The sequence below is a fragment of the Methylobacterium sp. 13MFTsu3.1M2 genome, from assembly GCF_900112625.1.
In the GTDB taxonomy this organism is placed as follows: Bacteria; Pseudomonadota; Alphaproteobacteria; order Rhizobiales; family Beijerinckiaceae; genus Methylobacterium.
Genome location: NZ_FOMM01000024.1, coordinates 31807 through 44487 on the forward strand (window position 1 = coordinate 31807; position 12681 = coordinate 44487).

The following is a 12681-nucleotide window of genomic DNA, read 5'->3' on the forward strand; positions in this document are numbered from 1 at the left end:
GCCCATCGCAGGCGGCCACGACAGCCGGATGACGGCCCCCTCCCGGACGGAGCGCGCCCGGATCCCTCAGGCCCGCGCGGCCGCGCCCTCCAGCACGGCCCGGATCCGGGGCAGGGCGGCGCGGGCGGCGCGGTGCCCGAGGGCGATGCCCTCCGCGGCCCGGTGGAAGTCGAACAGCCCGAAGGCCCCGAGATCCGGGCCGATGGCCACGTCCGGCGGGTCGCGCTCCAGCCGGGCCCGCGAGATCCGGTCCTGGGTGGTGTTGAACGCGTCGAGCACCACCCGCGCGATGCCCGGCACGGCGATCTCGGGCTCGGGTCGGTCGAAGCCCGGCAGGCGCCCGCGCACGACCTGCAGGAAGCCCCGGCGCGGCGGGGCCGGGTGCGGCGCCTCGCGCACCACCGGTCCGCCGGTGTCGCCGTTGAGGTTCACGCAGATGACGAGGTCGGCCCCGAGCGCCCGGGCGAGCGCCACCGGCACCGGGTTGACCAGGGTCCCGTCCATCAGCACGCGGCCGTCATGGGCCACCGGCGGGAACAGGCCGGGGATCGCGTAGGAGGCGCGCACCGCGTCCACCGCCGGGCCCTCGGTCAGGCTGACCTCGTGGCCGGTCCCGTACTCGGTGGCGACGCAGCCGAAGCGGATCGGCAGCGTCTCGATGCGGCGCTCGCCGAGATCCGCGGCGAGGCGCTGGCGCAGGCGGTTGCCGGCGATCAGGCCTGAGCCCGGCAGGCGGGGGTCGATGAGCCCCACCACCCGACGCCGGGTCAGCGCCCGGGCGAAGGCCTCGAGCCGGTCGAGGCGCCCGGCCGCGTAGCAGGCGCCGACCACGGCGCCGATGGAGCAGCCGGCCACCACGGTCGGCGTGATGCCGCCTTCCTCCAGGGCGCGGATCACCCCGATATGCGCCCAGCCCCGTGCCGAGCCGCCCCCGAGGGCGAGCCCGACCTGCGGGCCGGGGCTCGGCGGCGCGCGGACCGGCTCGACGGTTCCGGGCGGGAAATGCGGGTCGGCGGACTCGTCTTGCCACCGCGTGGCAAGAGGGCGGTTCATCGCCCGGCGGCTTTCAGGACGACCCGGCCGTCCGCCTCCCGGACGACGCTGCGGTAGAAGCAGTCGCGCCGGCCGGTGTGGCAGCAGCCGCCGTCGCCGCCGACCTCGACGCGGATCAGCAGGGCGTCCTGGTCGCAGTCGACCCGCATCTCGACGACGCGCTGGATCTGGCCGCTGGTCGCGCCCTTGTGCCAGAGCTCCCGGCGCGAGCGCGACCAGTACCACGCCTCGCCGGTCTCGAGGGTGCGGGCCAGCGACTCGGCGTTCATGTGGGCGAGCATCAGCACCTGCCCGTCCCGCGCGTCCACCGCGATGCAGGCGACGAGGCCGTCGCGGTCGAACCGGGGCGTGAGGGCCGTGCCCTCCTCGATCTCGGCCCGGGTGCCGGGGGGAGCGAAGGCGGTGTCGCGCGCGGTCATGGTCGAGGCGTCGCCCGGGGCTACTTGGCGCCGCCGCGCACCAGGGTCAGGAAGCGGACCTGCTCGTTGGCGTTGTCCTTGAAGACGCCGCGGAACTGGCTGGTGATGGTCGAGACGCCGGCCTTCTGGACGCCGCGCATCGCCATGCAGAGATGCTCGGCCTCGACCATCACGGCGACGCCGCGGGGCTTGAGGATGCTCTCGATCACGTCGGCGATCTGGGCGGTCATGGTCTCCTGCGTCTGCAGGCGGCGGGCGAAGGTGTCGACCACGCGGGCGAGCTTCGACAGGCCGACCACGCCCCGGGTCGGGTAATAGGCGATGTGGGCAAGGCCCATGAACGGCACCATGTGGTGCTCGCAGTGGGAGTGGAACGGGATGTCGCGCACCAGCACGATGTCCGAGTAGCCCTCGACCTCCTCGAACACGCGCTCCAGCAGCTTCTCGGCGTCGACCGCGTAGCCGCCGAACAGCTGCTCGTAGGCCTTGGTGACCCGGGCCGGGGTGTCGAGCAGGCCCTCGCGGGTCGGGTCGTCGCCGGCCCAGCGCAGGAGGGTGCGCACGGCGGCCTCGGCCTCGGCGCGGCTCGGGCGGCCGGTCTCGATCCCGTCCGGGACGCGGGTCGCGGAGGCCGGCTCGGGCGCCACCTCGACGGGACGGCCCTCATCCACCGGCCGATTGTCATTGCGCATGCCGTTCAGCCCTTGCCCGTCGCCCCCGTTCCGGTCGAAACCCTGGCCGTCACCCTGGTAGGACAAGGATTTGAGCGCGGCATCCATGGCATCTCCGGCCCGCGCGATGCGGGATTTCATCGGGGTGCTGTCGGGCTTGGCGTACATCGTCGGATCGCGTCGGGCGTTCGAGGGAAGATCCCGGGCTCGAAAAGGTTTCAAGCCGGCGCCCCGGGATGGACGAAAGGCCGTGGGAACCACCGTGGCCGTTGGCGCGACCCTGGTCGACGGCCCGCCTCCTCGCGAAGCGGCCGTATGGCGCCTATATCATCGTTCGCGGGGTAACGCGCAATGCGCGATGCACGCGGCAGAGTCCCGATGGGAAGTGTGCCTCCGGCCGAGGACCCGATGCTCGACGACATCTACAACCGCCGTATCCTGGAACTCGCCGCCGACATCCCCCGGCTCGGCCGGCTCGAGAACCCGGACGCGAGTGCCACGGCCCATTCGCGCCTGTGCGGCTCGACCGTGACGGTCGACCTCGTCCTGGGCGAGGACGGCCGGGTCGCGGATTTCGCCCAGGAGGTCCGGGCCTGCGCCTTGGGACAGGCCTCCTCGTCGCTGATGGGCCGGCATGTGGTCGGCGCCAGCGCGGACGAGCTGCGCGGCGTCCGCGCGGCCATGCGGTCGATGCTCAAGGAGAACGGCCCGGCGCCCGGCGGCGCGTGGTCGGACCTCGCGGTGCTCGAGCCGGTGCGGGACTTCAAGGCGCGCCACGCCTCGACGCTCCTGACCTTCGACGCGGTGGTGGACGCCCTCGACCAGATCGCCGCCAAGCGGCAGGCCGCCTGACGGGATGGTCCGGCGCGCCGCCCACTGGGCGATCCGCGGCTACCAGCTGACGCTGTCGGGCCTGATCGGGCGCCAGTGCCGCCACTGGCCGAGCTGCTCCGAGTACACCGATACGGCCATCGCCCGGCACGGCCTCTGGCCCGGCGGCTGGATGGGCTTCGCCCGGATCTGCCGCTGCGGGCCGTTCGGCACCCACGGCATCGACCTAGTCCCGGAGCGCGTGCCCGCGCGGGCGGCGTGGTACCGCCCCTGGGCCTACGGTCGCTGGCGCGGCGTCGAGGCGCCGCCGTCGCCCTTCGCCTGCGAGGCCGTGGGGCAGGAGGCCGAGGCGCGGTAGATTTCGTTCCTGCTTTGTTTCACGTGAAACACGGGTGCCGGGCGGTCGGGCTGGCGGATCGGAGATCGCTTTTCGGAGATCCCGTGCGCCCGCCCCGCGCTCAACCGGCCTGACGGTTCGCCGCCAGCTTCTCGGCGAACTCGATCGCCTCGATCAGGCTGCGCTCGTTGGCGACGCCGGTGCCGGCGATGTCGAAGGCGGTGCCGTGATCGACCGAGGTGCGGATGATCGGCAGCCCCAGGGTGATGTTCACCCCTGACAGGTCCATCCACTTGCCCGTGGCCGGGTCGATCTCGAAGCCCAGGAGCTTGACCGGGATGTGTCCCTGGTCGTGGTACATCGCCACCACCGCGTCGTACTGGCCCGCCCGCAGCTTCACGAACACCGTGTCGCCCGGCACCGGGCCGTGCACGTCGAGCCCGTCGGCGTTGGCGGTCTCGATCACCGGCGCGCTGACATCGATGTCCTGGCGCCCGAACAGGCCGCCCTCGCCGGCGTGGGGGTTGAGCGCGGCGACCGCGATCTTCGGCCGGGCGAGACCCAGCCCCTTCAGCGCCCTGTCGGTGAGGTCGATGACGAGGCGCAGGCGCTCCGGGGTCAGGCGCTTGGGCACGTCCTCCAGGGCGACGTGGGTCGTGACGTGGGAGACCCGCATGTTGCCGTGGGCCAGCATCATCACCGAGCCGCGCACGCCGGTCAGCTCCGCCAGCATCTCGGTGTGGCCGGCATAGTGGTAGCCGGCCTTGTTGAGCGCCTCCTTGTTGAGGGGCGCGGTGACGATGCCGCCGATCCGGCCGGCCAGGGCGAGGCGAACGCCGGCCTCGATCGCCTTGTAGGCGAAGCGGCCGCCGTCGGCCGAGAGCCGGCCCGGCTCGATCGGCGCGCCCTCCGCGTCGGCCTGGAGGCAGCACAGCGCCGGCCAATCGCCGTCCTCGGCGACTTCGGGAACGGGATCGGGCAGGAGGCCGAGCGCCCGCTCCGCGCGGCGCAGGGAGGGGGCGCTGCCGATGACGACGAGCTTGAGGTCGCCCGCGTCGATCCGGTGCTTCAGCCGGGCGGCGGCCTTGACGATGATCTCCGGGCCGATGCCGGCCGGATCGCCCATGGTGATGGCGAGATGTGAGGTCACGCGTCGCTCCTGCTGCGCGGAAAGCCGTTGCCGTGAAGTAGATCGCGCCAGACGCCCTCTGTTCCGAAGGCGCCGGATTTGGACACGACCGCGAGCCCGTCCCAGCGTCCGCCCCGCAGGGTCGAGCGGGGCAGGCCCGGGGTGATCTGCCCGGTGACGTCGAGGCGCGCGACGGAGAGCGCGAGGCACAGCGCCTTCAGGGTCTCGCCGCCGGCCACCAGCAGCGTGCCGGGCCGCGGGACGCGGTCGACCACCTGCGCGAAGGTCTGGGCGATCCGCGCCGCGGCCTCCTCCCGGCCGGTGCCCTCGGGCAGCGCGAGGCTCGCCAGGACGACGCCGTCCCGGTCGAGGCGCGCGGCCACCGCGCCGGCATGGTCCGGATGGCGCGCCGACAGGACGAGGTGGTGGGCGCCGCAGGCCGCGAGCTGCGCCGCGGTCTCGGGCCGGTCCGAGCCGAACAGCCCGAGGACGGGGCCGGCGAGCCGGTCGTCGCCCGGCGCCGCCACGCCGCGCGCCAGGGCCGCCGCGAGGCCGCCGCTGCCGCACCAGAGCACCGGCCCGCCGCCGCCGAGATCCGCGACCCGGGCGAGGTCGGCGTCGCTCGCCGCGTCGTAGACGGCGACGCCCGCCACCGGCCCGTCGGACACGTCGGCCCGGCGCGCCGGCAGCCCGACCGCCCGCAGGCCCTCGGCGATGTCGCCCGAGACCGGCTCGAAGCCCGCGCCGCGCCGGGCGAGCTGCCGCCCGCCCTCCGTGCGGCGTCCCTGATACGGGAAGGCCGGCGCCACCACGCAGCGCCCCCAGGTCCCGGTGCGAAGCACGGCCGCGAGTTCGGCAGCCCAGGGGCCGCGCAGCAGGCTGTCGACCTTCTTGAAGGCGATGTCGGCCCCGTCCAGCCGGGGCGCGAGGGCGCCGACGATCCGGTCGGCCTCCGCGGCCGAGACTTCCCGGGTACCGGAATCGATCGCGAAACAGCCGGATCCATCCCCCGCCAGGAGCTCCGGCCACGCCACCGGGATCGCCCCGCACAGGCCGGTGAAGCCCGCGGCCGTGTCGAGGGTGCCGGTGAGATCGTCGGCGATGAGGCGCAGGCGGGTCATGTCGGGCGGATCATGGCGGGAGCCGCGCCGGCCGCGCCCCCGGCCGAGCGCGGCTCGCGTGCTCGTTGTCAGGTTGTCGCGCGGCATACCGACCGGCCGGCGCGGCGGTCAAGCGGGCAGCCCCGCGCCTCGGATCGACCGCCGCCCGGGCGAGGCCGCCGGGTCCAGAGAGCCGGACAGGGACGGGGACGTCGCTGACGACATCCGGGCCGCCGCAGATCGTGCCGGGCCGCGCCCAGGCAGGGATGGGCCCGCGCAGTTGTCACCATGTGCACCGGTCCGGCCGCGCGTTGCGCGGACTCGTCGAAAGGATGTAGCAGGCCGCCGGGGGGAAGGCGGGTGCCAGGATCCGGAACGGGCCGGCACCGGAAGGGCGACCCATGCAGATTCCCATCAAGCGCTCCCTGGAGCGCGTGCCCGGCGGCCTGATGGTGGTGCCGCTGTTCCTCGGCGCGATCCTCCACACGCTCTTCCCGGACACCGCGACGTTCTTCGGCTCGTTCACCGGCGCGCTGTTCAACGGCGCGCTGCCGATCCTGGCGGTGTTCTTCGTCTGCATGGGCGCGGGCATCGACTTCCGCGCCGCCCCGGCGATCGCCCGCAAGGGCGGCGTCCTGCTGGCCGCCAAGGTCGGCGTCGCGGCGATCATGGGCGTGGTGTTCGGGCAGATCCTCGGCGAGGCGCCGATGGTCGGGGGCGCCTTCGCGGGGCTGTCGACGCTGGCGATCGTCGCCGCCATGAACGACACCAACGGCGGGCTCTACCTCGCCCTGATGGGCCAGTTCGGCCGCCCGAAGGATGCGGGCGCCTACGCGATCATGAGCCTCGAATCCGGGCCGTTCCTCACCATGGTGACGCTCGGTCTGGCGGGCCTGTCGGCCTTCCCGTGGCCGACCCTGGTGGGCAGCATCCTGCCGCTGCTGATCGGGATGATCCTCGGCAACCTCGACCGCGACATGCGCGCCTTCCTGTCGGGGGCGGCGCCGGTGATGATCCCGTTCTTCGCCTTCGCCCTCGGCTTCGGGCTCGACCTCGCCAAGATCTGGCAGGCGGGCCTCCTCGGCATCGGCCTCGGCGCGGCGGTGGTGGCGATCACCGGGGCCGCCCTGTTCGTCGCCGACCGCCTCACCGGCGGCAACGGCGTGGCGGGCGTCGCCGCCGCCTCGACGGCCGGCAACGCCGCCGCCGTGCCGGCGATCATCGCCGCCGCCAATCCGGCCTACAAGGAGGCCGCCGGCCCCGCCACCGTGCTGGTGGCGGCAAGCGTGGTGGTCACGGCGCTGCTCGTGCCGCTGCTGACCGCCTTCGTGGCGGGGCGGGTCCGCCCGGACGCGGCCGAGGAGGATCCGGCGCCGGTCCCCAGCCCCGCTCCGACCGCACCCTGACGTCTCGCGCGGTCTAGCTGCGCGTCCCGCGCGACCGGCGGCAACCGAAGTCTCCGAGTCCGGTTGTCCCTCCAGGAAGCGCGGCACGGCCGCGTCTCACGGCGAACCGGAGCGGGCACTGCATGTCGACCGAATCCAGAGGCAAGACGCATATCGACATCTACGACCGCGCCACCCGCGAGGAGTGGGCGCAGCGTTTCGGAGTCAGCGAGGAGAGGCTGCGCAAGGCAGTGACCATGGTCGGCAGCCGGATCACCAGCGTCGCCGCCTATCTCGACAAGCCGGCCGCCTGAGACCGGCGCCATGGAAGTGCCCCCCGATTTCCGTCCGCCTCCGGATCATCCGATGGCGGGGACACCGGCGCACGGATCCGCACTCGGGTCCGAGTCTGGGTCCGAGCCCGCGCCGGGACCCGCGTCCGGGACCGACGCGGCGGCACCGCAGCCTTCGGCGCGGTCGTCCGACACGATCACGTTCGAGCAGATTCGCGAGCGGGCCTACGAGCTCTGGGAGCGCAACCACAGGCCCGAGGGCTTCGAGATCGAGTTCTGGCTGCTGGCCGAACGGGAATTGCGCAAGGAGCGCGATCGCCGAAAGGCCGACGCGGCGCCGGCAGCGCCGCGCTCCGATCCGCCGCCGGCCTGACGGTCTCCGACCTTCATCCGAGACGGTCCCGGGTCACGGCGGACCCGGGGTCGGATGACCTTCAGGCCTCGATCGCCGCCCGGGCTTCCTTCACCGCCGCCTCGAAGGCGACGAACGCCGTGGTCGCCGAGTCCCAGGTCTGGCTGCGCACGTAGCGGACCAGGGCGGCCGCCTGCTCGCGGGCCTGCGCCAGGGGCTTCTCGATGGCGGCCGGCCGCGTCGCGTCGGCGGGGATGCCCTCCGGCGGCGTGTCGGTCGAGCGCATGCCGACCAGGGTCGCCGCGATGGCGCGCCGCCACGCGGCGCAGTCCGCCGACAGGCGGATCACCCGCTGATCCGCGGCGGTGCCGGTCTGCCGGTCGAGCAGGGTGCGGCCGAGATCCTCGATCCGTCCGAGCTGCGCGAGGGCGTCGCCGATCTCGCGGCGGGCCTTGTCAGTCCCTTCCGCGATGCGGCCGACGTTCTGGGCGATGTCGCCGGTGGCCTGCATCTGCTGGCCGAGGATCTCGGAGGCCTCACGCATCTGCGCCGCGACGTTCGCGACGGCGCCGCTCTCGGCCTCGACGCGGGCATTGGCCCGAACCATCGCGGACGCGCCGGCCTCGACGGCGTTGCGGCTGCGCGTCACGGCGGCCTGCATCGCCGCCATCTCCTCGCGCAGGCCGCTGACCCGCGCCCGGATCTCGTCCGTCGCCTTCGCGGTCTGCGCCGAGAGCGTCTTCACTTCGGCGGCGACCACCGCGAAGCCGCGGCCGGCCTCGCCGGCCCGCGCCGCCTCGATCGTGGCGTTGAGCGCCAGCAGGTTGGTCTGGGCCGAGATCGCCGCGATCGTGCCGGCCATCTCCTCGATCCGCAGCGCCGCGGTGGAGAAGCTGTCGAGCCGGCTGCCGATCTCCTCGGTGCCTTCCTCGATCCCGCGCATGCCGTCGGTGGCGCGATGCAGGTCGCCCACGCAGGTGGCGATGCCGGCCCGGGCCGTCTCGGCCATCTCGGCCGCCGACGAGGAGCGGGCGGCGATCTCACCCGTGGTCGCGGCGAGCTCCTCGCTGGCGGCCGCGATGAGCCGGGCCTGCTCGGCGGTGCCGGAGGCGTCGTGGGTCATCCAGCCGATCGAGGTGCCGGCGTCGGACGCGGAGGCGGACAGGCGCGCCAGGAGAGTCAGCCATTCCCGATCGACGGTCGGCTCCGCGACGGGCGTCGGGGCCGTCTCGACTGGCAAGACCGCCGCCGTCTCGACCGGGGCGGTCGTCGTCACCGGGGTTGCTAGCGCGTCAGGGATCTGACGCTGCCGGCGCAAACTGAACATGCGGGCCTCTCCGACACTCTAATCGGGGCGCATGGTCACACAGAACCTTCAACCAATGGTGAAGGATAGACCAGTCTCTCGACAAGCGTTGCGGGGCATCGGTGCAGCGCAACACGTCTACTTCGAGAAGTTGCGCCCCCTGATAGCGCTCTATCAGGGGGCGCAATGCTTCATTCGCCGGTCAGGGCCGCCTTGGTGCGCGACCACCAGCCGGCGCGCTTCGGCCGGTCCGGATCGGACGGCGGCGTCAGCACGATCGCCACGGGCTCGGGCGCCGGCTCGGCGGGAGCGGCCTCGGGCGAGCCGGCCTCGGCCTGCGCGCCGACGGTCGCCCGATCGGCCGCCGGCGCCGCGGACTCGACCGGGGCCACCGGCAGGTCCACCGCGGTCACCGGCAGGTCCACCGCGGTCTCGGTCCGGTCCTCGGCGGCCGCGGCCGGCGCCGCCTCGATCGCCTCGGCCACAGCCTGGGCGCTCACCGGCTCCTCCGCCGACAGGGCGACGACATCGCCCGCGGCTTCCGGCGCGTCGTCCGTCTCGGACGCCTCGCGGGTGCGGCCCTCGCTGCGACCGCGGCCGCCCCGGCGCCCGCGGCGGCGGCGACGGCCGCCCTCGTCCTCGGACCGCGCCGCCTCGTCCGAACCTGCGACGGCCTCGTCGGCCTCGCCGGCCTCCGCGGCGACGGCCGCAGCGGGAGCCTCGGTCCCGGCCGGCTGCGCGCCGTCCCAGTCCCCATCGCTCCGTTCCGCGTCCGAACGGGCGTCGTCGCGGCCGTCGTCCTGCTGGTCGTCCTGATCGTCATCGCCGCGATCGTCCTCGGCGCGCCCGTCCTCGCCGCGGCCCTCCTGGCGACCGCCGCGCCGGCGGCGGCGACGGCGGCGGCGGCGGCCCTCGCCCTCCTCGCGCGACCCGTCCTCGCGGGCCTCGGCGCGGCCCTCGTCGGCCTCGCCCTCGGCGTCGGTCTCGGTCTCAATCTCGGTCTCGGCCTCGTCGGCCTCCTCGTCCTCGTCGTCGAACTCCATCGCGGGCGAGATCGCCTGGGCGCGCACGCCCGTGACCGGGCCCTCCGCCCGCTGGGCCGGCTCACCGCGGTCGAGCTGGAACGGTGTGGTCGCCGCCAGCCGCTCGTCGGCCGCGATCGTGATCGTCACGCCGAAGCGCACCTCGAGCTCGCGCAGGTGTCCGCGCTTCTGGTTGAGGATGTAGAGCGCGATCTCGGTGCGGGTGCGCAGGACGAGGTTGTGGGAGGCTGACTTGAGCAGCACCTCCTCGATCGAGCGCAGGATGTGCAGCGCCACCGACGCGGTGGCGCGCACGAAGCCCGAGCCGCCGCAATGGGCGCAGGGGATCGAGGAGGATTCGAGCACGCCGGTGCGGATCCGCTGGCGGCTCATCTCCAGGAGGCCGAAGGGCGAGATCCGGCCGACCTGGATGCGGGCGCGGTCGTTCTTCAGGCACTCGTTGAGCTTCTTCTCGACGGCGCGGTTGTTCCGCTTCTCCTCCATGTCGATGAAGTCGATGACGATCAGGCCCGCGAGGTCGCGCAGCCGGAGCTGGCGGGCGACCTCCTCGGCGGCCTCCAGGTTCGTCTTGAGGGCGGTGTCCTCGATGTCGTGCTCGCGGGTGGCGCGGCCGGAGTTCACGTCGATCGAGACCAGGGCCTCGGTCGGGTTGATCACGAGGTAGCCGCCGGACTTCAGCGAGACGTGCGTGGAGAACATCGCGTCGAGCTGCTGCTCGACGCCGAAGCGGGCAAAGATCGGCGTCGAGTCGCGGTAGGGCTTCACGACCTTGGACTGGCCGGGCATCAGCATCCGCATGAAGTCCTTGGCCTCGCGGTAGGCGTCCTCGCCGGCGACCAGAACCTCGTCCAGATCCTTGTTGTAGAGGTCGCGGATGGCGCGCTTGATCAGCGAGCCCTCCTCGTAGACGAGGGCCGGCGCCATCGACGTCAGGGTCAGCTCGCGGACCGACTCCCACAGGCGCATCAGGTACTCGAAGTCGCGGGCGATCTCGGGCTTGGACCGCGAGGCGCCGGCGGTGCGCAGGATGACGCCCATCCCCTCGGGCACCTCCAGGTCCTGCACGACCTCCTTCAGGCGCTTGCGGTCGGCCGCCGAGGTGATCTTGCGGGAGATGCCGCCGCCCCGGCCGGTGTTGGGCATCAGCACCGAGTAGCGGCCGGCGAGCGACAGATAGGTCGTGAGCGCCGCGCCCTTCGTGCCGCGCTCCTCCTTGACCACCTGCACCAGGATGATCTGGCGGCGCTTGATCACCTCCTGGATCTTGTACTGGCGGCGGTAGTGGCGCGGACGCTCGGGGATCTCGGCCAGCGCGTCACCGTTGCCGCCGACCTGGGCGATCTTGGGCTCGGCGTCGGGATCGTCGGACTCCTCATCGGATTCCTCGTCCGAGTCGTCATCCTCGTCGGACTCGTCCTCGTCGTCCTCATCCTCGTCGTCGTCGGATTCCTCGTCGTCCTCCTCGGAGGCCTCGTCCGACGCTTCGGCCGACGGGTCGGCGGCGGTCGGCGCGGTCTCCTCGGCCTCGCTCTCCTCCGTCACGATCGCGTGCGCGGCGGTCTCGTCCGGCGCGTCGGACACGGTCAGCGCCTCCGCCACGGCGATGCGGGCCTCCGGCTCGGAGGGGGCGTCCTCGGACGGGGCGGAGTCGGCGGCGACCGGCTCCGACGCGGCGGGGGCCGCCTGCGCCTCGACCGGCGCGGTCTCGGTCGCGGGCTCGGCGGCCTGCGCCGGCTCACCCTCCGGGAGGTCGCCGGCGGCGGCCTCGGAGGCGAGGGCCTCCTGCACGGCCTCGGGGTTCTCGGACAGCGTGTCGGGCTGGACGGCCGGGTCGATCCCCGACTCGTTCCGGATCTCGGCCTGATCCTCGCTCTCGGACGCCGCGTGCGTGTCCTCGGCGCTCACGGTCTCGTCCGCGCCGCGTGCGCGGGCCTCGGCACGGCGGCCGCGGGACCGGCGCGACGACGACCGGCGACGGCGCTCCTCGCGCTCGCGGTGCTCCTCGGCGTCGCGGGCCTCCTCCTCGAGGAGTGCCTGCCGGTCGGCCAGCGGGATCTGGTAGTAGTCGGGATGGATCTCGTTGAAGGCCAGGAAGCCGTGGCGGTTGCCGCCGTACTCGACGAACGCCGCCTGGAGCGACGGCTCCACCCGGGTGACCTTGGCGAGGTAGATGTTGCCGCGCAGCTGGCGCCGGTTGGCGGCTTCGAAGTCGAACTCCTCGACCCTAGACCCGTGGACCGTGACGACCCGGGTCTCCTCCGGGTGCATCGCGTCGATCAGCATTTTGTTGGCCATGTCGGACTCTCGGCATGGCGGCCGACGTCGTTCTCCGTGCCCGTGGTCCCGGCGGCGCCTCGCCCGACGTCAATGCTGTCGGGCGGGATGCCGGCCTCGTCGCCGAGGCGGATGGGTTCGAGGGGAAATTGCCGTCAACCGCCGTTCGGCGCCCTGGGCGCCTGGGGTTGAAACAGGCCGGGCGGACGGACGGACCGGCGTGACGCACCGTTTGCGCCTCCGGGGCACGCGCAGCCTTATGCTGGGCCGTGCGTCCGTCCATCGTGGTCCCGACCTCGCGAAACAATCTCGGCCGGCGGGGGACCGGCCGTGAATTCCTGGGTGCGGCGGAGGATCTCCGCCGCGTCGTGCGACACCTGCCCGATCGCGGGCGGCACATGCCGCCGCCAAGCGGACCGACAGGGCCCGCCGCGACACCGCGACCGCTTTCGCGAGGAATTCGGTCACGTCCGCGGGCCGTTGCGGCG

12 protein-coding genes are annotated in these 12681 nt (G+C 73.5%); 5 read left to right on the forward strand and 7 right to left on the reverse strand.

The window, feature by feature from the left end:
• Positions 1–66: 66 nt before the first annotated feature.
• Genes BM314_RS22640 through folE form a run of 3 tightly spaced genes read right to left on the reverse strand, consistent with a single transcriptional unit; the run spans position 67 to position 2311 of the window.
• Complete coding sequence (locus tag BM314_RS22640; protein ID WP_091980338.1) at positions 67–1053, reverse strand: patatin-like phospholipase family protein; 987 nt, start codon at positions 1051–1053, stop codon at positions 67–69.
• Positions 1050–1472: a phosphoribosyl-AMP cyclohydrolase gene (gene hisI, locus BM314_RS22645; RefSeq protein WP_020091162.1), complete on the reverse strand. Its 423-nt coding sequence runs from the start codon at positions 1470–1472 to the stop codon at positions 1050–1052. Before hisI ends, BM314_RS22640 begins: the two co-directional genes overlap by 4 nt.
• 20 nt (positions 1473–1492) lie before the next feature.
• Complete coding sequence (folE, locus tag BM314_RS22650; RefSeq protein WP_020091161.1) at positions 1493–2311, reverse strand: GTP cyclohydrolase I FolE; 819 nt, start codon at positions 2309–2311, stop codon at positions 1493–1495.
• 240 nt (positions 2312–2551) lie between these two features.
• On the opposite strand from folE, the gene BM314_RS22655 reads away from it, so the two are divergent.
• Both BM314_RS22655 and yidD read left to right on the forward strand, forming a co-directional pair.
• Positions 2552–2995, forward strand: coding sequence for an iron-sulfur cluster assembly scaffold protein (locus BM314_RS22655; RefSeq protein ID WP_020091160.1), 444 nt, complete (start codon positions 2552–2554; stop codon positions 2993–2995).
• A 4-nt stretch (positions 2996–2999) separates the two neighbouring features.
• On the forward strand, positions 3000–3332 hold the full coding sequence (gene yidD / locus BM314_RS22660; protein WP_091980341.1) for a membrane protein insertion efficiency factor YidD: 333 nt from the start codon (positions 3000–3002) through the stop codon (positions 3330–3332).
• Between the two features lie 100 nt (positions 3333–3432).
• Here the strand turns inward: yidD and pdxA are convergent, their stop codons facing one another.
• On the reverse strand, positions 3433–4461 hold the full coding sequence (gene pdxA / locus BM314_RS22665; protein WP_020091158.1) for a 4-hydroxythreonine-4-phosphate dehydrogenase PdxA: 1029 nt from the start codon (positions 4459–4461) through the stop codon (positions 3433–3435).
• Complete coding sequence (locus BM314_RS22670; protein WP_091980344.1) at positions 4458–5561, reverse strand: four-carbon acid sugar kinase family protein; 1104 nt, start codon at positions 5559–5561, stop codon at positions 4458–4460. The genes pdxA and BM314_RS22670 overlap by 4 nt, the downstream gene beginning before the upstream one ends.
• Positions 5562–5941: 380 nt before the next feature.
• Here BM314_RS22670 and BM314_RS22675 point away from each other — a divergent pair, with 380 nt between their 5' ends.
• The 3 genes from BM314_RS22675 to BM314_RS31395 all read left to right on the forward strand — a co-directional run bounded on the left by BM314_RS22675 (position 5942) and on the right by BM314_RS31395 (position 7591).
• Positions 5942–6946, forward strand: a complete 1005-nt coding sequence (locus BM314_RS22675) for a 2-keto-3-deoxygluconate permease (RefSeq protein WP_091980347.1) — start codon at positions 5942–5944, stop codon at positions 6944–6946.
• A gap of 122 nt (positions 6947–7068) precedes the next feature.
• On the forward strand, positions 7069–7239 hold the full coding sequence (locus BM314_RS22680) for a DUF3606 domain-containing protein (protein ID WP_020091155.1): 171 nt from the start codon (positions 7069–7071) through the stop codon (positions 7237–7239).
• Between the two features lie 52 nt (positions 7240–7291).
• Complete coding sequence (locus tag BM314_RS31395) at positions 7292–7591, forward strand: DUF2934 domain-containing protein (RefSeq protein ID WP_020091154.1); 300 nt, start codon at positions 7292–7294, stop codon at positions 7589–7591.
• A 61-nt stretch (positions 7592–7652) separates the two neighbouring features.
• On the opposite strand, the gene BM314_RS22690 is transcribed toward BM314_RS31395, so the two are convergent.
• Together BM314_RS22690 and BM314_RS22695 are read right to left on the reverse strand one after the other, a co-directional pair.
• Positions 7653–8897: a methyl-accepting chemotaxis protein gene (locus tag BM314_RS22690; RefSeq protein ID WP_091980350.1), complete on the reverse strand. Its 1245-nt coding sequence runs from the start codon at positions 8895–8897 to the stop codon at positions 7653–7655.
• Positions 8898–9067: 170 nt separating this feature from the next.
• Positions 9068–12214: an Rne/Rng family ribonuclease gene (locus BM314_RS22695; RefSeq protein ID WP_091980352.1), complete on the reverse strand. Its 3147-nt coding sequence runs from the start codon at positions 12212–12214 to the stop codon at positions 9068–9070.
• Positions 12215–12681 lie beyond the last annotated feature (467 nt).

Bases quoted from the DNA above. Each gene is read 5' to 3' on its own strand.
- BM314_RS22640 (WP_091980338.1), bottom strand. From the start codon at position 1,053: ATGAACCGCCCTCTTGCCACGCGGTGGCAAGACGAGTCCGCCGACCCG.
- hisI (WP_020091162.1), bottom strand. From the start codon at position 1,472: ATGACCGCGCGCGACACCGCCTTCGCTCCCCCCGGCACCCGGGCCGAG.
- folE (WP_020091161.1), bottom strand. From the start codon at position 2,311: ATGTACGCCAAGCCCGACAGCACCCCGATGAAATCCCGCATCGCGCGG.
- BM314_RS22655 (WP_020091160.1), top strand. From the start codon at position 2,552: ATGCTCGACGACATCTACAACCGCCGTATCCTGGAACTCGCCGCCGAC.
- yidD (WP_091980341.1), top strand. From the start codon at position 3,000: ATGGTCCGGCGCGCCGCCCACTGGGCGATCCGCGGCTACCAGCTGACG.
- BM314_RS22670 (WP_091980344.1), bottom strand. From the start codon at position 5,561: ATGACCCGCCTGCGCCTCATCGCCGACGATCTCACCGGCACCCTCGAC.
- BM314_RS22675 (WP_091980347.1), top strand. From the start codon at position 5,942: ATGCAGATTCCCATCAAGCGCTCCCTGGAGCGCGTGCCCGGCGGCCTG.
- BM314_RS22680 (WP_020091155.1), top strand. From the start codon at position 7,069: ATGTCGACCGAATCCAGAGGCAAGACGCATATCGACATCTACGACCGC.
- BM314_RS31395 (WP_020091154.1), top strand. From the start codon at position 7,292: ATGGCGGGGACACCGGCGCACGGATCCGCACTCGGGTCCGAGTCTGGG.
- BM314_RS22690 (WP_091980350.1), bottom strand. From the start codon at position 8,897: ATGTTCAGTTTGCGCCGGCAGCGTCAGATCCCTGACGCGCTAGCAACC.
- BM314_RS22695 (WP_091980352.1), bottom strand. From the start codon at position 12,214: ATGGCCAACAAAATGCTGATCGACGCGATGCACCCGGAGGAGACCCGG.